Raw genomic sequence first — 19,385 nt, 5'->3', positions numbered from 1 at the left:
ATTTTGCTCCCTTATTTTTGAAGACATTTAACCAAGAAGCCCTACTTTACCCGTAGAACTATTAAATTTATTCCGGGAGCAGCAGCTGCGATATCATGCCGTTTTGAATCCAGCCTTTTAAGTAGGAGGCGGCCTGCATTCCTACTTCCTCAGGGTTTATCCAATGACATAAACCTTCACACAAAGTACCAAAAGAGATGCCTTGTAATAAATTATCTAAAGCCCAAGCCTCTTCACAAGACAAACTGTAAAACTGGATAAGGTATTCAGGTTTACGCCACAACACCCACGCAGTAGGCTCCGAACTTTGCTGTAGTTCAGGCAGTTTTTGTTCATGGGTCAAGGCTTGCCAAAGAGGAATTGAATTACAAACATAATTGATGCGTTGCAAAGAGGGATGCAGAATAAATTGTAATCCTCCCCATGCTTCTGGAGCAACTGAAGCCATATCTTCAACCCGCACCACGTGTGCATCCACAGCATCAAAAGCCAAACTCATTTTCCATTCAAAATCAGCGAGTTCTGCTAAATTGGGGTATTGAGGATATTGGCTTTTAATGAAGTCAGGAAGCAAATCGCCATACCAACGAATAGAACGATAAGATGAAGGATGTGCATTAATATAAAGTGTAGCAAGTTCATTAAATTGCTCTGTACCCAAATAAGTATGTAACGCAGGAAAATTAGACGACAAGCATTCGATCAATCGAAGTCGATAAGCATCACGATATATACCTAAGCGGGTATCAGCTGAAACCAATTCGGTTTGAATAATTGAATCAACAATATTGGATTGACCTGATAATAAAAACTTTTGAAATTGCTCTTGTAAATTCAGAAGCTCTGTCATAGAAGCACCTCTTCAATGGTTAGAGATTCTGCAATTTCCTGAGCATGCTTTATTTCTGCAAGCAAATCAATTAAAGGAGGCATATTGTCATCTCGTTCTATCATGGTTGAGACAGGCCCCAATCGTTGTAACGTTGCTGCATAAAGATCCCAAACAGGCTGGATAACAGGGGCATCATGGGTATCGATGATGTAATGGCCCTGATTGGAATGGCCAGCCAAATGGATTTGGGCCACCCGCTCTGCAGGCATAGAAAAAATATAATCCATGGGGTTAAACTGGTGATTGATAGAACTCACGTATACATTATTTACATCGAGCAAAATATAACAATCTGCTTTTTTGACAATTTCTAGAATAAATTCCCATTCTGTCATTTCAGATTGTTTATAAGTAAGGTAGCTGGATACATTTTCAATTAAAATGGGGCGACCTAAAAATTCCTGGACCTGATGGATGCGAGAAACAATATGATTTACTGCTTGATGCGTGTAAGGAATAGGTAACAAATCATGGGCATTAACACCATTAACTCCAGTCCAACACAAATGGTCAGAAATCCAAACTGGTTCAACACGAGAAGCTAAATTCTTTAATTGCTGTAGATAATCACGATCTAAAGGATCAGAGCTTCCTAAAGAAAGAGAAACACCATGCATCACTATAGGATAATGGGCGCGAATTTGATCAAGGTAATATAGTGGTTTGCCACCCGGAACAAGATAATTTTCAGTTAAAATCTCAAACCAGTCTAATTTGGGTTTTTGCGTCAAGATTTCTTCATAATAATCAGGTCGTAATCCCAGACCAAAACCAAGAAAAGGCATGCGTGGAACAATTTTATTTTGTGGGGTATTCATAATTAAACCTGATAAAAATCCAGGCATGAAATATACATGCCTGGTTTATACTATTATTTATCTAATTATTGAACAACAGTACCACCAGCCTTTTCACAATCTTCTTTGCTCATTTCAGATATTCCTTTTCCTTTACAAGAATTTTGGCCTTTGCATGCATTATCAGCAGTTTTACATGAGCTTTGTCCTTTGCATGCATTACCACCTTGGCATTTCACTGTGCCAGTAGACGCGTCATTAGCAAAAGCAGGAGCTAGAGCAAACATAGAAGCAGCACCAATAGCAAGAGCAACGCCTGTTAATTGTATCTTGTTCATTATAATTAATTCCTTTTAGAGTTAGTTAATAAAGGCAAAAATATGATTTACCCGTTAGCATTTTAGGAAGTAATATTTAATTTTGTCAAGTTTGCCTCCTTGAAAAATAAGGAATAAACATTAATTGACATGATTGTTTTTTAATCATTGACAGTGTCGCTAACATAACCTATAGACTATATAACATTTATAAAGTTTTTGATTTATTTCGAAAAGAGCTTTTTATGCATAATGAAAAAAATAACATCCTGTATGTTGACGATGAAGTGAATAATCTTACCGCGTTTGTCGCAACATTTCGCCGCCACTTCAACGTGTTCACTGCCACCTCGGGGCGCGAAGGTATCGAAATTATGCGTCATAATAATATTCAAATTGTTATTACTGATCAGAGAATGCCAGAAATGACTGGAGTACAATTTTTAGAGTCTATTATTCCTGAGTATCCTAATACTATCCGTATGATCTTAACAGGATTTACTGATATCGAGGCGATTATAAAAGCCATAAACACAGGTCGGGTATTTCGTTATATTACAAAACCTTGGGATCCCATCGAGTTAAAGATGGATATTGATACCGGTCTAAAAATGTGGAATCTTGAAAAAGAGCGATTGTCTTTGGTTGAAAAACTTAACTATGAATTATCCTATCAAAAACGAGTTATGGAACTATTTCAAAGATATGTCCCTAAAAATGTAGTCGATGAAATACTCCATGATCAAGACGGAGGCTCTTTGATTCATGGTGAATATCGCATTATTTCTGTAATGTTTATGGACATTCGCCAATTTACCACGATATCAGGCAAGTTGGGGCCTGTTAAAACAGTAGAAATTCTTAATGCTTATTTTGAATTAATGACCCAAATAATACGAAACCATCATGGGAGCGTTAATAAATTAATTGGGGATGGAGTCCTCGCTTTATTTGGAGCGCCTGTATCTCATATTGATAACCAATTAAACTCTGTCTTTGCTGGCTTGGCGATGATAGAGGCATTAAAAGAATTTAACAATAAATTCCGTCATGAACTTGGCAGAGACATCACTATAGGAATTGGGATAAATACGGGAGAAGTCATTGTTGGTAATATAGGAACCAGTGACCACATGGAATATACTGCGATTGGTGACACTGTAAATACTGCCTCACGAATCGAAGAACTTACCAAAGATAAACCCAATACTTTATTGATTAGCGAAACAACTTATAAACCAATCGCTCATGAAATTATAATTGAAGAATTAGAACCTCAAGTGATTAGAGGTAAAGAAGATAAAATCAAACTCTATAGGGTCATCGGAAAAAAACATGGGGCATGATAAAAAAAAACTGTGGGTGATGTTCAAGCAAAATATAATTACGGCTTTTTTTTATACGATAATGGGTTTAATAAGTAATATTTGGGTTATTCCTGAAGCGATGGTATCCCCTCTTTGGCTTCCAGGAGGCTTTGCTTTAGCGATGGTACTCTGGTGTGGCAATCACGTTTTTTGGGGTATTGCGTTCTCTTCAGCAGTTCTCACCATCGAAATTGGTGACCTAATATCCTGGCAAAACTTAACTGCTTATTCAATTGTAGGCCTTGGTGCTGGATTACAAGCCACTTGGGCTGCCAAGTTTATTCAATATTATACCCATACAAAAACGCCTTTCTATACTGTCAGGGATATCTTAATTTTTATATTTGGAGGTGATTTTCTCTTATCACTCACAAGCTGTACTATAGGTACTATTGTATTAGTCCTATTTGGGTTGATTGCCCCGGACTCAATGATTAAAAATTGGTTCATTTGGTGGATTAGCGACTCCATTGGAATTCTTGTAGTAACTCCTCTCATTATGACGTGGTATCACACTAAATTTTCTTTTAACTGGAGATTCTTTATAGAGTTTAGTGTTCTAGTTATTTTATTAGTGTGTACAATAAGTATACTCAATAAGTTGGGGCATCCTCGCCTTGCTTTCACTTTGCTTCCATTCTGTGTTTTAGCTGCTGTACGTTTCGATACACGAGTCGCAATAATCGTGGCGTTGTTAACTTCCCTTTCTGGAATTTGGCTCGATATATTTGTTTATCAGTTTGGTGTCATTGATCTCTCAACACGAATATTATTGTTGCAATCGTTTGTTGCGATTATATTTTTTACCACATTGATATTGTCTGCAGTGATTACCGAACATAGAAAAGCCCAACAAGAACTTCAGGAAGTGAATATCGAATTGGAGTCTCGTGTAAAACAACGTACTCAAGATTTGAATGAAAAAAACCGCCAGCTCAATAATACCTTGGATACCTTAAAACAAGCACAGGCTCAATTAATTCAGGCCGAAAAAATGTCTTCTCTGGGGATACTCACTGCAGGAATTGCCCATGAAATCAATAACCCTATTAATTTTATTTCTGCAAACATTGGCCCATTAAAAAATGACATTCAAGACATCATTCAGCTATTAAATAAATATAGAGAAATTACATCAGAGGTTCCTATAAAAGATAAATTATTAGAAATCTCAAAATATTGTGAGGGAATTGACCTGGCTTTTACTTTGCAAGAAACTCATGATCTGCTTAATGGCATTGAAGAAGGTGCCAGACGAACAGCAAATATAGTAAAAGATCTTCGTACTTTTTCGCGACTTGATGAAGGTGAATTAAAGTGGGTTAATATCCATGAAAACATAGATTCTACGTTAACCTTATTAAACAATCTGGTTCGTGATCGTATTACTATCAATAAAAACTATGGCAATATTCCTGAGGTAGAATGTTTTCCAGGAAAAATTAATCAAGTGTTCATGAATCTTATTACCAATGCAGCGCAAGCCATCTCTGAACATGGTGAAATTACCATCAGCACTCAAAAGGATAATAACCAAATTCTAATAAGTGTGCGCGATACAGGTGCGGGAATGAATAAAGAGACAATGACTCGGATTTTTGAACCTTTTTTTACCACGAAACCTATAGGAAAAGGAACAGGCTTGGGATTATCTATTTCATACAGCATCATTCAAGATCATCACGGAAGCATTTCAGTAAACAGCGCTCCAGGAAATGGAAGTGAATTCATCATCGCCCTTCCAATAAAACATAACGCTTAATTTAACAAATTACCGAAATTTGGTATGGATAGTATTCAATTAAGTGTTAAATAACATTCAGATCCTGTTTAGGCTATCCGAGCATAGGTTTCATTCATTAAGCCAACCATAAAAAGTATGCCTACTTCAAAAACAAAGACTATAATAAAATAATAGTTGAGATGAGTAACAATTATAAAAATGAATCATTCCCTATTCACAGAAAAAGAAATATATGACTTCATAAAATTGTATGAGCCTTTTAGCGATCTAAGTGACTCGTGCCTTAAAAAACTCTCTCATATACTGGAAATTGAATCTCATTCTGGCGATGCTTTACTTATAAAAAAAGGGGAGCACACAAATGATCTCTACATTCTCATCAAAGGCAGACTTTTCTACCAAGTCACAGATGCGGAAGATAATGTGACTTATCAAGGTGAAATGAATGAAGGTTCTATTATTGGTGAAATGTCTCTTTTATCTGATCTGCCTCGTTCCGCTCATGTATATACATTACGGGATAGTATTATTTTGAAATTATCAAAAAATAATTTTTTAAAATTAAGCAAATCATACCCTGAATTATTGAATAAGATTACTCAATTTACAATCAAAAGGCTAACTAACTCCCTGCAAGGAGTCCCTCCTCCTACCTCTCGCAATAAATCAATCGCCATAATTCCCATTAGACCAATCCCTGATTTTGAATTTCAATTACAAGATATCATTTTTCGCCACTCCTATGGAGAAAAAATTCTTTTATTAACCAGTCGCTGCCTGGAAATTCAAAAAAATTTCCTGGATGCAAATGGCAACATGAGCAATGAGGGGATTTTATGGATTAATCAACAAGAAAAAGAATTTTCTTTTATATTTTATCTAGCAGATGAAACGCTAACCAATTGGACTAAATTTTGTATTCGTCAAGCTGATTCACTTGCCTTTTTAGCGATTGCAGAAGAACATGATTATGATTTATCTGAAGTAGAAAATTATATCATAGAGAGCCAGCACCATTTTGCAAAACGAAGTATTCTATTAATTATGCATAATACCCCAACTCGTCCAAGCAATACTCAAAATTGGCTTCAGAAAAGGTCAGTAAATGCTCATTATCATCTTCGAAAAAATACCACTGCAGGCATTTCACGTATGATGCGTATTTTCACAGATAATACAATTTCATTGGTTTTAAGTGGCGGAGGAGCACGGGGATTAGCTCATATTGGTGTCTATCGCCTGTTAGAAGAACGTGGGATCCCTGTCGATTATATTGCCGGAACAAGTATGGGGGCCATGCTCGCCGCTACCTTTGCCATGGGATATAATTCCAGTGAAATTTTCGACTTGGTTGAGGAGTATTTAATTAAAGGGGCAAAAATCGATTTTACTTTTCCCTATATTGCAATTGCTGCAGGCAAAAGAGCTGCTGACAATCTTAGGCGACTTTACGGTGAAAAAAATCAAATTGAAGATTTATGGCTTAACTATTTTTGTGTATCTACCGATTTAATTAGTCAAAACTCATATGTACATTATAGAGGATTATTATGGGAATCGATAAGGTCGAGTATTTCATTACCTTTTATTTACCCTCCTGTAGCTTTTAATGACAAACTCCTTATCGATGGTGGGGTACTCAATAATATACCAATCGATGTGATGAGACGTTATTCAAATAGCAGTAAAATCATCGCATCCAACATTAGTAGTAAGCACTCGTTTAAACCAACACCATTACCCTATTCTCTCTCTGGCTGGAAATTGCTTTATAATAAATTTCTGGGGAAAAAAACATTACCTATAAGTTTAGGTGAATTGGTTTTACAACTGTTAACAATTAGTTCCCAACAAAACACAGAACGAGTAATGTCTATGGCAGATTATGGCATTTCTTTAAAAGTAGAACAGTTTGGTATATTAGATTTTAAAAAATATAAAGAAATTACAGATGCTGGCTACCAACAGGCAAAAACTCACTTTACCGTACAAAGCGTCGCAGAGTTATTAAAAAAGTAACCCCTATTTTTTCATTTTTTTCGCCATAATCTGATCAAAAAGAGCTCGCTTTTCTGGTGACAAGGAAACACGCCGTAAAGTCATCATTTCCTCTACGGAACCTTGCACACAATCAGGAGTTAAACGATCAATAATTAAAAAACCATTTAAATGATCTATTTCATGCTGCAAAACCCTGGAATAAAATCCTTCTTCTGTTTGCCGATGAAATTGGCCCAATTCATCATAATAACTCACATTAATTTGTTCATAACGCGGTACTTTTCCAGACTTACTGGCAACAGAATAACACCCTTCAAAGTCATGTTGAATTGCAGAACCTTCAACAGGTGTGTAGCTTGGATTTATCATAATATGCATGGGGTAAAAGCTTTTAATATTATCACGCAATAAAGCAGCTTCTTCTGGAATATAAATAGCAATGATCCGTCTCGGAAAATTAACTTGGGGCGCTGCAAGGCCTACCCCACCAAGTTTTTGTAATTTGCTACTCATTGCAGCAATCAAGTCTTTATCAGCCTGACTCAATGGAAACCGAACTTCTTGCGCCTGATGCTTAAGAACCCGATGATATTCAGGTTGCTCTATAGTTACGATTTTCAGCTCCATAGCTACCCCCATACTTCCCATGATAAAAAAAATTAATCCAACAATAACCTTCATATTACTCATTCGATTTTCAGGTAATTTATGATTTACCCTACATTTACAGCACCAGTCACCAATTTTTGGCCAACAATTTCCTATAACCTGTAACCACTCGTTCTGCAGTCAAAAAATCATGTTGTTCATAAGTAGTCATGAGACCAATAACTTGCATTCCTGCGGCTTTTGCTGCATTAACCCCATAAGGGGTATCTTCTATTACCAAACAATGAGACGGCAACACATCTAATCGTTTCGCTGTTAATAAGTATCCCTCAGGGGAAGGTTTCCCGATTTGTACATCTTCCGCTGTGACGATAGTATCAAAATAAGCGCGTAGTTTTCCCTGTCTTACCTTAGAAAGAACGGCCATTATTTCACTATGACTTGAACCACTACATATAGCAATTTTTTTCACTTTAGATGCAATTTTAAAAATAAATTGCTCAAAATCAGCAACCAAGGGTAGTGAGTCACTCGAATTAATAATATGAATGTATACAGTGCTTTTTTGTTGAACCAAACATTGAATTTCTTTATTGGAAAAACTAAATCCTTCATTTTTTAGTAACTTAGGAAACATATCCTTGTCCGCCAAGCCTAGATATCGCTCCATGTACTCTTTATAACTTATTGTTATCCCTAAAGGTTTAAGTACTTCACAGCACGCCTCATAGTGAATAGGTTCACTATCAAGAATGACTCCATCAAAATCAAAAATAATCGCATCAAGCATAAATTTAATATCCAATTATGGCCATTAAACGAATCATGCATGAAATGTTATCATCTATCCAGAATGTGGGGAAACCTAATCTTCATTACAAAAGGGATATGTATGGCCACTCAATCATTGTATCGAAGTTTAATTACAGCTTTATCTATTAAAAAGCTTTCCTGGTTCATTGGTTTTAAGGGCATGTTCTTCAAAATAGACCCGGGACCTCTCACGAGTGAATTTTCTATTATTTTCCAATCCCATTTGTTGCATATTTTCAGGAACGGACATGCCTAATTGAGTCATTACATGCGGTACATCAGGTATTTCATAGCTATCGCTTTCTTGTTGTGTTTTCTCTGTATAAGGCATACGCAAAGTTGCGGTATATTTTCCTTCAATTTTTCCTGTTTCTTGATTTATAAGCATTACATATGGAGGATAATATAACGAAGCCACTCCATCGACTTTTATCTTATAAACACTGCGTGTTTCACCATAATCAAAAGCTGATTCAATACCGAAAACACTTTTGAAAAACGTTTTAAAGTTCTTTCCATGCCCAAATAACCAACAATCTTGTTGGTCTAATCCGTCAATGAATGCTTTAGTATCTTTTATCTTGTCACCGGAATAATCCAAATTTTGGCAAACGTCTGGTTTACCATCAGCTCTAGCTTCGAGAATTACGGGTTTACCATGAATTTGTATTTTTTCTACTGCCGCCATCCTTTTTTTATAAAGTTGTTTGAAGTCTTCATCGCTGTAAATCCACATGGATATTTTTAAAAGAATTTTTTGGATAGGTGATTTCCAAAATGAAACCCTATCATATAATTTCTGCATATCTTCTTTTGAACGGACATCATATCCAGAGGGAGAAATACTATTTTCTACTAAAAAAGGAAGAATAGAAATTTGTGCGTTATAAATTTCTGCAGGAATTACCAATCCTGCTGTTTGCATCGCCCTGTTCATCGGTGAAATGGCAATTCGAGGATGTTGATTTGCAGGATAAAATAATAAACTACCACTAAATTGATTGGTTATTCCCATGTTTTTTGCTGCTTGTTCTGAAATAGCAGCATTTGGACTTAACCCTAAGCTTTTTTGTTCCCAGGTACTGCATTTCCCATGGCGACTAAACAAAATATGAGCTGTAATTTCAATTCCTTTTGCTTGAAGGTAGAGTCTATCTGTTTCCTTGATTTGTTTTACTATTTTTCCACGTAGCTCATCCTGGCTTTTATTTAATTGTTCTATGAGTTTATTAATTTCCTTTAAGTAATTTTCATGAATTGTTCTAAAAATTTCATTGCGTTGCCTGGGGTCTTTTATTGCATCTAATTTTAATTTTTCAGTTTCCAGTACTTCTTTAAAAGACATTTATCATCTCATAAAACAAAATGTATATTTATTTTACAATAAAAATGTTCAATTGATAAGATAACCTCATAAAATAGTTACTATGCCTTGATATGCATCTAACATAACTTCTTTTCCTAAAGGTAAAACACACCTTCTCGAGAAATGTCCATAGGGAAAGTTTTTAATGCATGGGGTATTAATCCGTAATGACCATTCTTCAATCACATCGTCAACAGTTCCATCTCGCTCCGGAAAATACTTTGCGATACAGCGAGCAAATTGGCCAAAGATCACCCCATTAACTTCATCGAATAAACCCGCCATATCGAGCTGGGAAAGCCGGCTATCAACCTGATAAGGTTCAGCGCCCACATCTTCTATGACTAAAATACAATTTTTTACATCGGGTTGATAGGGAGTGCCCATTAACGAAACCCATGATTCCAAATTCCCACCCACTAATCTTCCTTGAACAATGCCAGGTTTTACTGATTGACCTTCATGAATTTGAAAAGACTGACCTGTAAGACAAGCCCAAAGTGTCGCCTCAATTAAAGAATCAGGTTGTTCTCTGTCTATATCGGCAAAAACAAAACCAGTACAGGAGATAATGCCTGCTTTCTTGAATAATCCTGCTTGTAGTGCTGTGGTGTCACTAAATCCGCATAAATATTTAGGGTGGATTCGTATAATATCATAATCAAGAAGAGGTAATATTCGTTGTGAACCATAGCCTCCACCAATAGCCATAATCGTTTTAACCTCATTATCTATAAAACAATCCATGAGATCACTCGCTCGATATTCATCTTCCCCCGCTAAAAAACGATCTCTGGCAGACACATGCAGGCCTACTTTTACTTTAAATCCTTTTTGTTGCAAATAAGAAGTGCCCTTCTCAAGCAAGCATGGAAGCATGGGACTTGATGGAGCAATCAACCCAATAGTGTCACCTGATTTCAATGGCTCAGGGTAAAGGTAATTCATCTTATTTCTCCGAAATTTAGGTCATTTATTCAACTCATAGGAGATTAAACTACAATTTGTCAACAGTTAGATTAATCCATAGTTTGCTTGGAGATGAATTTAGGTTAGCGGTTTTTTTGGTGTTCTTTATCGAGCAAATACAAAAATGCAATAAGACTGGTAACAATATAAAGCAGCATATTCATATGGGAATGCCCTGCCTGATATTGAATGAAAATTTCATCGGATACCCAAAAACATGCAAACAACGACATATTTAAGATAAATGCCTGCATCGTTCGATATACATAATAGTCACCGCATGTATAATAAGAAATAAAAGCACGCCAATAGAGCACTGCTATAATCATCACCCATAGATTGATTATTGAAAAAAGGATTAAGCACAATACCTCATTATCTAGACAATACAGTTTAAGGAACTTGTGAATCCAATCAAGATTATGGGAGGAAGCAGGATAATCAGCCGGTAATAGGTCAAACCCAACCATCAGATTACCAAAATCAGTCAAAAAGACAATAGAAAACCATAACGCCCACATGAGTATTATGCCCTGAGCAAAAATTCGAAATAACCGCTCCGTAGCTGTATTAATGTACATATCTTCTTCCAAATATTAACTCCTCAACTCAACAAAAGTCTGGGATAAAAACTTATCAGTCATTAACTGATTGTTACCTGCGATAGTTTAATGGATTTGCTGGCATGTTCAACAATACAATTGCTCTTATTCTATAAAATTCATTGTCCTGATTATCATGATTCATTAGAAATGCCTTGGAATATAACCGCTTATTTACGGTACGTCGCAAATTCCAAAAACCTATATCGATCTGCAGTTCACGTCCTTGCATCAAAAATACTCTAATGTTGGAGTCAGCAGAAGCAACGTGAAACTTGACAAAATAATAAGTTGAACCAGAATTTATTAACAGGACTTTTTGCAGGCTCACAAGGTACACATGGAGGGAATTATGGCCACTTCTAATAAACTTAAGGAACAATACCCTATGAGCGAAATAGAAGCAATTTACAGCCGCAGGGCTGTACGTAATTACCTACCACAAATATTAGACCGTGAAACAATTAACTCTTTACTTGATGCAGCAGTACAAGCTCCTACTGCCATGCACGAAGAACCTTGGTCCTTTGTAGTAATTCAAGACAAAGAAACTCTAAACAGTTTATCTAATAGTATTAAGGCACTTATTTACAACGAAGCCCATAACTATCCAAAAACACAAAGCAAACATTTATTGCAGCTGGTGGAAAACCCTGAATTTCATGCATTTTATAATGCAAGTACTTTAATCGTCATATACAGTAAATATCATGGTCCCTTTGTCGCTGCTGACTGTTGGTTAGCAGCTGAAAACCTCATGCTAACAGCGTGTGCCCAAGGATTAGGCACCTGTGTTATTGGACTTGCAGTTTCAGCTTTAAATACACCTGAGTGGAAAATGAAACTGAATCTTCCATCTAATATAGTAGCTATTGCACCAATTATCGTAGGTATTCCTGATGGCGAAACTCAAGTAGTACCTCGTAAATCACCTGAAGTTTTAGTATGGAAATAAAATTAAGGATATGTATCATGAAAAAGAATTCTTTTATCTTCTTCTTGTTATTACTTAGCTTCTCCGTAACAGGTAAAACTTCCGATTTTATTGTTTGTAAAAGCAAATTTGCCTTATGCACTAAAGCGTCTTGCAACTTCATCCCCGGGAAAAAAAGATGGGCTTCTTGTGACTGTAGTGTGCAAGAAGGATATTCTTTAGGAAAAAAACCTTGTACTGGTGTAAAAAACACGAGCAAAGGACAAATTATAAAATCACGCTATTATCCCGTTAAAACCCATGCGATTTGCAAAAATAATCGTCCTTGGGCTTGGTGTTTGGACAGCTCCTGTATCATTGATAAAAAAGATCCTTCAAAAGCAGAATGTACCTGTACTGTAGTGCACAATAAAGGGCCTTATGTCATAGTAACGGATAAATATACCAAGAATACCTGTACTACTGGACTCTATTCTTCAGCAACAGTTAAAGGGGCAGAAGAGATCACCGATTTTTTAAAAGCTCACAAAGAACTTCGTCCTTTCCCTATTAAAATTATTAACAAACAATAGAATAATAAGAATAAGGGGGTTCATCTTATGAGTTATAAAACATAAGATGAACCTCAAAAAACTGAATAAACTCTATCCTAAGAACCTCATATCAAGTTCACGCTCATTAAAAACAAAGAGCGCCTGAGTTGATCATGAGCTTTGGTTCTCTACCAGCAAATCATGGCTTGCTTTTTGATAAGTATTTAAAAAATCATCCTGAATAACTATAGCCATATTGTTAATTGCTGGTACAGTACCTGTTTTTTTAAGAACTCCAGTTTTAAATTGCCATTTTTTGGGTAATTTAAGCTTTGTACCTAGCTGTGCAAGTGATTGTTCTGTTTGTGGCGTTTTTTGGACACTATAGGACTGCATTACATATACATTACCTTTAGGGTCAATAAGTTCATAAACAGGTTTGCCTGCATCATAAACCCATGTTGTGTGACGAGCTACCTGAAGTTGCTTGTAGGAAGCACCAGTTCTAAATAAATCCCAAAAACTAATATGGAGTATACCTGCTTCCCGCATCTTTAAGCCATCAAATGTTTTAACTTCAGGATTTACTAAATCGGAGTTTTTAAGTCCATCAATAACCCAATAACGAGGCCCATTTAAGTGGACAAAAGAGGAGCCTGTTTCGCTCTTTACCACTGCTGGCGTTATTTTATCCCACATTCTTTCCGGACAATTATTTAAGCCAATGGTATTATATACTGCAAAATCTGTTCTACTTTTTTCTATAAGAATTTCACAATATCGTTGTCCACGTAGATGAGATTTTTGTGCCGCAAATGAAAAAGTGGGTAAAATCAATAAGGCAAAGATTAGGCATTTCTGGTAACCAGTACGCATTATAACTCCTGTAATTTGAATTTATAGGTCCTAAAAGATAATACTCAAGATATGTAATAAAATATAGCTTGGAAATTACAACTAATTAATTTTATTTTTTAACAAGATGACTTTGAATACCACTTACAAAATGACAAAACATAACACAGACCAAACCGATTAATCCGCCTATAATAACATGTGTGAAACGCTCTGAAGCAATGCTCGCCGAATGAGTTGCCAGCATTACAGCTATAGCAACAAATAAGCAACGAAAAGTATAGGCAATAATATAGCGACGAAATGCCACCAGGGTTAAAAACACACAGCAAGCTGTAAGTGTTAAATTTAAAGATGTGTTCGGTATAAGAAATTGCCCCAGGAGAATACCTGAAGGGACACCAATGGAAACTCCTACAGCGCGTTGGCGCAACTTTTGTGGGCTTGTCGCAACATCGCCAGTAATCACACTTGCAGTTCCCCAGATCATCCATTGTCCATTGTCCATATGAAAATACTCAACTAAAAATGCCGAAATACACACAGCAACCGCCATGGAAATCATATTTTCAATATAAGGGTTTTGCTCTCCAAAATCACCTAAACCACTGAGTCTTAAGGGATGATAATGAGTGACTTGCTTTTTATAAAATGCTCGTACTTTATCATAATGGGCAATCAATAAACTAGGCAGTAAAGCAACCAGGAAATAAGGTAAAAATTGAGGAGCCTGTTGCAGCAATTTTTCAGGTTGTGTTTCAGCAGCAAACTCTGTAGCCAGAATAATTGCGGGAATAAACGTCCAACTGCCCAAATGGCGTAATTTATTTCCCTTCATTGTAATCCAGAATATCGTCATTGCGGCCAGGGAACAGGAAATAACATAAAGCACGGGCTTAAGTTGTGTTAGAAACAGTAAATAAAACATGATAATTACAATCATCCCATGGAGCAATACACCTAAAGCCGTCAATTCAAGCCGCTCCTCGACGATTAAAGTGGCCATGGTTAAAACAGAAGCTTGTATCCACAAGGGATTATCCGTACTTAAATAAAGAAATGCAAAAGGGAACAAGGCAATAATACCGCGCAACAATGACCAAATCTTAATTTCATTTTTTAATGCGTTTACGGCTTTAAAAAGAATATTCATGGTAAACTTTTCAACCCATCTACAGAAACAATTGTGGCGATTTTTTCCATTAATTGAATAGAAGATAGATGTTCTTCTTGATTTACTGCAGCGCAAATTTCTTCGACAATATAGACTTTGTAATCACGATCATGGGCATCCCGTGCCGTGCTTTGCACGGCCCAAGAAGTGCTAACACCGCCTAAAATGACACATTCGATTTGATTTGCCCTTAACGCTGCATCAAGCGCAGTTCCATAAAATGCGCTAATACGCGGCTTCACCAAAACTAAACTGTTGCCAATATGCAAATCCGGATGAAATTCAGTTCCCTCAGATCCTAATTTTAGCGCACCTAATTCGTGGATCTTTCCAAATACAGGAGAATGTTTGGGTTGCTCTATATAATGTGCACTAAATCCGACTTTAACCATAATCGTTAACCAATTTTTTAACGTTGCGATTTTAAGTACTTCATTCACCTTTTTAATGACATCACGTTCGAGGGCATGTGTGGCGGAGCGTGCAATCTTACCTTCCGGATGCATGATATCAATAATATAATCTAAACCTATAAACGCGGTACGCATCAGTATCTCCTATAACTTTTTATCCGATAAAAATTGATAGAATTATTTTATATTGTCCTACCTCAATAAATGGGACATAATCTAATCGATAATCAAATATATAGCCTATATTGTGCCAAATTAATATACAAAAAATAAAGAGTTAGAATGTTATCATGAATAGCATTTCTGGTTACAAAATAAGATAAATCGCAACTAAACCCCATATCAAAGAAACTCAATCAAACAAAAGCGGGGAAAAGGACTATTTTATATGCAAAGGAAAAAGCTACTATATTGCTGTTTTAGTTTGATGATAATGTTCGCCTCCTCAACAATGGCTTATGATGAACCTGTTGTCAATCTAGGATACACCAGCTTCTATGACGGAAGCCCTCCTTCAGGGCCAGGGTTTTATTTCCAAGATTATTTTCAATATTATTCGAGTAAACGTTTTAATGACCAGAATGGTAATAAACTTCCACTCCCTCGCACCGATCTGGATGTCATTGCTAATGTAACCCAGTTTATTTATGTCACCACAAAAAAGATTTTTGGAGCCACTCTCGGTTTTTCAACACTTTTGCCCTGGGTTGTAAACGATAAAGTGGACGATGGCTTAAACAATCAAGTACTTAAAGCAGAAAGTGGCCCTGGTGATTTATGGATTGGCCCTGCACTCCAATTTGATCCCATTATGCGTAAAGATGGCAAAGGGCCTTTATACGTTCAACGTATTGAATTGGATGTTATTGCACCAATAGGACGATACAGCAGTATCAATGCAATAAATCCCAGCAGTCACTTTTGGTCATTAAATCCCTATTGGGCATTCACCTTTTGGTTGACCCCCAAATTATCTACTTCAGCCCGTTTTCATTATCTCTGGAATGGAGTCAATCACAGTCCAAATGTTTCATTTGGGCCTAATGTCCATTCGACTCAAGCGGGACAAGCTATTTTTGCTGATATTGCGGTAGGTTATGCAATTATTGAAAAACTCACCCTAGGAGTTAATGGTTATTTTTTCAATCAAGTCACTGATACACGAGCCAATGGTGTTGGGGTTTCTGGTAGAAAAGAGAGTGTCTGGGCAATTGGACCTGGTATGGTATACAGTCTGAGCAAAAATCATTTTGTCTTTTTAAATGTATATTCGGAGCAAGACGCTAAGAATCGCCCACAAGGCACTAATGGTATACTGCGCTTTGTAACGCATTTTTGACCATCGCCTGCTCCAGCACAATACTCAATTTTATGAGAGACACTTTTATCTATAATTCATTTGTCTGAAATACCTTTTGATCGAATGGATATCTCAAAAAATACCCTGGTTGCAAGTTCATCTCGATTTTTCAGACAACCTAGAAACTAACTATATTAAACCTGGGAAGGTATTTTATGTTTTTTTTGGCACCTCTTAAAATCCAGGACCTCGGTACTCATCAACCTTATCTTTAATCGCTGCACCGCCTAAAACAAAAGGGGAAGTGATAGCTGTAGCCACAGCAACACCTGCTGCAACAGTTGTAGTAACAAGAGCAGCTGGAACTGCGGCAAAAAGGGATGGTATAAATTTTCTTTTCTTAATATTAACTGAAAATCGTCCTTGTCCCGGTTCCGCTGAGACCATAGCCGCTGCTATCACGGGTGAAGCAGCAGCATAACCCAAGCCTTTGAACATCTTTTCGTAACTTTCTTTTGCTTTTTCTACGTGAGTCTTGGGTTGTTCGCATTTGTATGAATCTGATAAATCGTATGGTGATGGGTATCTGTTTTTCATAATGATATTTTCTTGCTTTGGGTTTATAGAAGCCTGTAAACACTATGTGTTTTACTTCCTTTTCAATCTTGAGTAGTCCATTTTACCGAGATAATATTAGGGAAATCTGATGCTAAAGAATCAGATCATGCAAGGGGTATGCACATTATGTATGAATCCTAAAGGATTGCCATTGCTATTAGACTAAAAACTCCAAGAGAACATTATCACCTTTCCATATAAGATTATTGATTTGCCCCAAACTCTTTCATCAATGGGCTACATATTTCGGAATCGGATCTGTTCCTCATCATCTTATTACTCATTGTTTTGTTTTTGATGTAAGTCATAAATCTTATGAAAATTATACAATTAGAGAACAAGATATTCAGGGATTTTGAAAACAGATACGTAATGATTTCGGAACATTCTTTCGTTATTTTTTATACTGGATGGGAAAAGTTCTGGAAAGATGCAGACAAATACAGAAATAATTTAGTTTTTCCCTGTCTTAGTCAATGAGTTGCAGAATTACTCCTGAAAAGAAATATCGCTGGAATAGGTATTGATATTTATCACCTGACAGGCCTGAAAATGACTATATAGTCGACCAATTGATGCTACAAAATAAAAAATACATTGTAGAAAATATTTGTAATACCTCGAGACTCCCTCCTTCGGGAGCTTATAGCATGGTTTTACCTATGAAAATTGCAGGCTTAACTGAAGCCCCTATTCGCTTAATCGGACTTTATTGATTTTGATTTTTTATTTTATATCAATATAATTATTTTATTGATTCATCGCCTTGGAAATGCAATGAAAATCGCTATTATTGGTGGCTCCATCGCAGGATGTGCTATGGCCTTATTATTAAAAGATAAGTTTCAAGTTACTGTTTTTGAACGAGGACATGACTTAGAATCACGGGGAGCTGGAATCACTTTATCTGTTGAACTCTTACAATCCCTAATCAACAAAAACCTTATTGATAAAGATATCCCCTCACATCGATTCACTGCACGAAGTTTTTACTGCCAATCCAAGGAGAACCCTGTTTTCGGCAAATTTTTATGGCAACAGAATCTTTCAATGGCCAGCCTGCACTGGGACACTTTATTCACCAATTTAAGAAAAAGAATACCCAATCAAATATACCACCGAGATTGTAAAGTAGTAGAAGTGCAGCTACAGAAAGCAGCAAAAACAGTGGTTTTAGATTCTGGAGAGAAACGTTTATTTGATTTTATCGTTTTTGCAGATGGGGCTCAGTCTATGGGGCGAGAGCTAATATCACCTCAATCCAGACTTGAGTATTCAGAATATGTGGCATGGAGAGGCACGTTGGATTTTAATGCGATAAACAATAAATCACTTTTCAATACTCAAGGACTTTATTACTGCTTTAACAAAGGACATTTATTAACTTATCCCATATACCATAATCAAGTTAATAAATTAAATTGGGTTTTTTATGAGAAAATAGCGCTGGAAGATCTAGAAGCATTAGGCTCCACATCTCTAGTCAATTTTTCAACCAAAGCCAAAGAACATCTATATCAATTAGCCCATAACAACTTACCCCAAATAGCCACCCAAATCATACTCGATACTTCCTCTCCATTCATGCAAAAAATTGTGGATGTATGCGCCGATCGATTTACATATCAAGGAGCTCTTTTATTAGGAGATGCCAGTACTGTATTACGCCCTCATGTAGGAAATGGTTCTTCTCTAGCGATACAAGATGCTCTGAATCTTAATGAACATTTCATCCAAACTAATGACTTTCAACATGCGATTGTTGCATGGGAAAAAGAGTCTCTTCCTAAAAGACACGCTATGTATAATTTATCAAAACGAATGGCAGAAGCATTGGTTTTAAATCCTGTAGTCTGGCAAGAAATGGATGAATCAAAAATGTCCTCGTGGTGGGAACAAATCATCCTAGGCGAACAATGGTATACAACTATTGATCAAAGAAAATAGAGCCGTTGGCAATTGGTTTTCTTACTGTTCTCAGGTTATGCTTGAAAGATCGCCATTTTTAAATTTTGTGGAACTATAGAGAGCCTTTACAAACAACTTATAAAGTATAACGATTGGCAGGCTCGGGCCTGTCA

19 protein-coding genes are annotated in these 19,385 nt (G+C 36.5%); 7 read left to right on the top strand and 12 right to left on the bottom strand.

Features of this window, described 5'->3' with window-relative positions; all coding sequences use genetic code 11:
• Positions 1-67: 67 nt before the first annotated feature.
• The 3 genes from EKG34_RS03730 to bufA2 all read right to left on the bottom strand — a co-directional run bounded on the left by EKG34_RS03730 (position 68) and on the right by bufA2 (position 2,027).
• Positions 68-850 (bottom strand): HvfC/BufC N-terminal domain-containing protein, encoded by a 783-nt coding sequence (locus tag EKG34_RS03730; protein ID WP_003632621.1) that lies wholly within the window; start codon positions 848-850, stop codon positions 68-70.
• Positions 847-1,710 carry an MNIO family bufferin maturase gene (gene bufB, locus EKG34_RS03725; protein ID WP_012978882.1) on the bottom strand — a complete coding sequence of 288 codons (864 nt, stop codon included), beginning with the start codon at positions 1,708-1,710 and terminating at the stop codon, positions 847-849. The genes EKG34_RS03730 and bufB overlap by 4 nt, the downstream gene beginning before the upstream one ends.
• Positions 1,711-1,775: 65 nt before the next feature.
• Complete coding sequence (bufA2, locus tag EKG34_RS03720; protein ID WP_003632623.1) at positions 1,776-2,027, bottom strand: BufA2 family periplasmic bufferin-type metallophore; 252 nt, start codon at positions 2,025-2,027, stop codon at positions 1,776-1,778.
• A 224-nt stretch (positions 2,028-2,251) separates the two neighbouring features.
• On the opposite strand from bufA2, the gene EKG34_RS03715 reads away from it, so the two are divergent.
• The 3 genes from EKG34_RS03715 (at position 2,252) to EKG34_RS18815 (ending at position 7,136) form a co-directional block, all read left to right on the top strand.
• Positions 2,252-3,352 (top strand): adenylate/guanylate cyclase domain-containing protein, encoded by a 1,101-nt coding sequence (locus EKG34_RS03715; RefSeq protein WP_003632625.1) that lies wholly within the window; start codon positions 2,252-2,254, stop codon positions 3,350-3,352.
• Positions 3,342-5,135 (top strand): ATP-binding protein, encoded by a 1,794-nt coding sequence (locus EKG34_RS03710; RefSeq protein WP_003632626.1) that lies wholly within the window; start codon positions 3,342-3,344, stop codon positions 5,133-5,135. Before EKG34_RS03715 ends, EKG34_RS03710 begins: the two co-directional genes overlap by 11 nt.
• Before the next feature lie 180 nt (positions 5,136-5,315).
• Entirely contained in the window at positions 5,316-7,136 is a 1,821-nt protein-coding gene (locus tag EKG34_RS18815) for a cyclic nucleotide-binding and patatin-like phospholipase domain-containing protein (RefSeq protein ID WP_003632627.1), read from the top strand.
• Positions 7,137-7,139: 3 nt separating this feature from the next.
• Here EKG34_RS18815 and def read toward each other — a convergent pair whose 3' ends face one another.
• The 5 genes from def to EKG34_RS03680 all read right to left on the bottom strand — a co-directional run bounded on the left by def (position 7,140) and on the right by EKG34_RS03680 (position 11,456).
• Positions 7,140-7,745: a peptide deformylase gene (def, locus tag EKG34_RS03700; protein ID WP_035904749.1), complete on the bottom strand. Its 606-nt coding sequence runs from the start codon at positions 7,743-7,745 to the stop codon at positions 7,140-7,142.
• Positions 7,746-7,854: 109 nt separating this feature from the next.
• A complete protein-coding gene (locus EKG34_RS03695) occupies positions 7,855-8,517 on the bottom strand; it encodes an HAD family hydrolase (protein ID WP_003632629.1) in 663 nt (220 codons plus the stop codon).
• 141 nt (positions 8,518-8,658) lie between these two features.
• The gene (locus EKG34_RS03690) at positions 8,659-9,885 is read right to left on the bottom strand and encodes a phosphoglycerate mutase family protein (RefSeq protein ID WP_003632630.1); all 1,227 of its coding nucleotides are present in this window, start codon (positions 9,883-9,885) and stop codon (positions 8,659-8,661) included.
• A 66-nt stretch (positions 9,886-9,951) separates the two neighbouring features.
• Positions 9,952-10,854 (bottom strand): S66 peptidase family protein, encoded by a 903-nt coding sequence (locus EKG34_RS03685; protein ID WP_003632631.1) that lies wholly within the window; start codon positions 10,852-10,854, stop codon positions 9,952-9,954.
• A 104-nt stretch (positions 10,855-10,958) separates the two neighbouring features.
• Positions 10,959-11,456, bottom strand: a complete 498-nt coding sequence (locus EKG34_RS03680) for a hypothetical protein (protein WP_012978880.1) — start codon at positions 11,454-11,456, stop codon at positions 10,959-10,961.
• Positions 11,457-11,829: 373 nt separating this feature from the next.
• On the opposite strand from EKG34_RS03680, the gene EKG34_RS03675 reads away from it, so the two are divergent.
• Both EKG34_RS03675 and EKG34_RS03670 read left to right on the top strand, forming a co-directional pair.
• On the top strand, positions 11,830-12,432 hold the full coding sequence (locus EKG34_RS03675) for a nitroreductase family protein (RefSeq protein WP_003632633.1): 603 nt from the start codon (positions 11,830-11,832) through the stop codon (positions 12,430-12,432).
• 17 nt (positions 12,433-12,449) lie between these two features.
• Positions 12,450-12,983 (top strand): hypothetical protein, encoded by a 534-nt coding sequence (locus EKG34_RS03670; protein WP_003632634.1) that lies wholly within the window; start codon positions 12,450-12,452, stop codon positions 12,981-12,983.
• Positions 12,984-13,115: 132 nt separating this feature from the next.
• Here EKG34_RS03670 and EKG34_RS03665 read toward each other — a convergent pair whose 3' ends face one another.
• From EKG34_RS03665 to EKG34_RS03655, 3 genes are all read right to left on the bottom strand, one after another.
• Complete coding sequence (locus EKG34_RS03665; RefSeq protein WP_003632635.1) at positions 13,116-13,820, bottom strand: hypothetical protein; 705 nt, start codon at positions 13,818-13,820, stop codon at positions 13,116-13,118.
• A 91-nt stretch (positions 13,821-13,911) separates the two neighbouring features.
• Positions 13,912-14,952 (bottom strand): FUSC family protein, encoded by a 1,041-nt coding sequence (locus tag EKG34_RS03660; protein ID WP_003632637.1) that lies wholly within the window; start codon positions 14,950-14,952, stop codon positions 13,912-13,914.
• Positions 14,949-15,521: a cysteine hydrolase family protein gene (locus EKG34_RS03655; protein WP_003632638.1), complete on the bottom strand. Its 573-nt coding sequence runs from the start codon at positions 15,519-15,521 to the stop codon at positions 14,949-14,951. Before EKG34_RS03655 ends, EKG34_RS03660 begins: the two co-directional genes overlap by 4 nt.
• A gap of 253 nt (positions 15,522-15,774) precedes the next feature.
• Between EKG34_RS03655 and EKG34_RS03650 the strand changes: the two genes are divergently transcribed.
• A complete protein-coding gene (locus tag EKG34_RS03650) occupies positions 15,775-16,725 on the top strand; it encodes a SphA family protein (protein ID WP_012978876.1) in 951 nt (316 codons plus the stop codon).
• 195 nt (positions 16,726-16,920) lie between these two features.
• On the opposite strand, the gene EKG34_RS03645 is transcribed toward EKG34_RS03650, so the two are convergent.
• The gene (locus EKG34_RS03645) at positions 16,921-17,283 is read right to left on the bottom strand and encodes a hypothetical protein (protein ID WP_012978875.1); all 363 of its coding nucleotides are present in this window, start codon (positions 17,281-17,283) and stop codon (positions 16,921-16,923) included.
• A 798-nt stretch (positions 17,284-18,081) separates the two neighbouring features.
• On the opposite strand from EKG34_RS03645, the gene EKG34_RS03640 reads away from it, so the two are divergent.
• Positions 18,082-19,251 (top strand): FAD-dependent monooxygenase, encoded by a 1,170-nt coding sequence (locus EKG34_RS03640; protein ID WP_003632643.1) that lies wholly within the window; start codon positions 18,082-18,084, stop codon positions 19,249-19,251.
• Positions 19,252-19,385: the final 134 nt, after the last annotated feature.

It is taken from the genome of Legionella longbeachae (assembly GCF_004283175.1).
Lineage (GTDB): Bacteria > Pseudomonadota > Gammaproteobacteria > Legionellales > Legionellaceae > Legionella > Legionella longbeachae.
The sequence above is the reverse complement of the archived record's forward strand: the minus strand, read 5'-3'. Positions and strand labels throughout refer to the sequence as shown.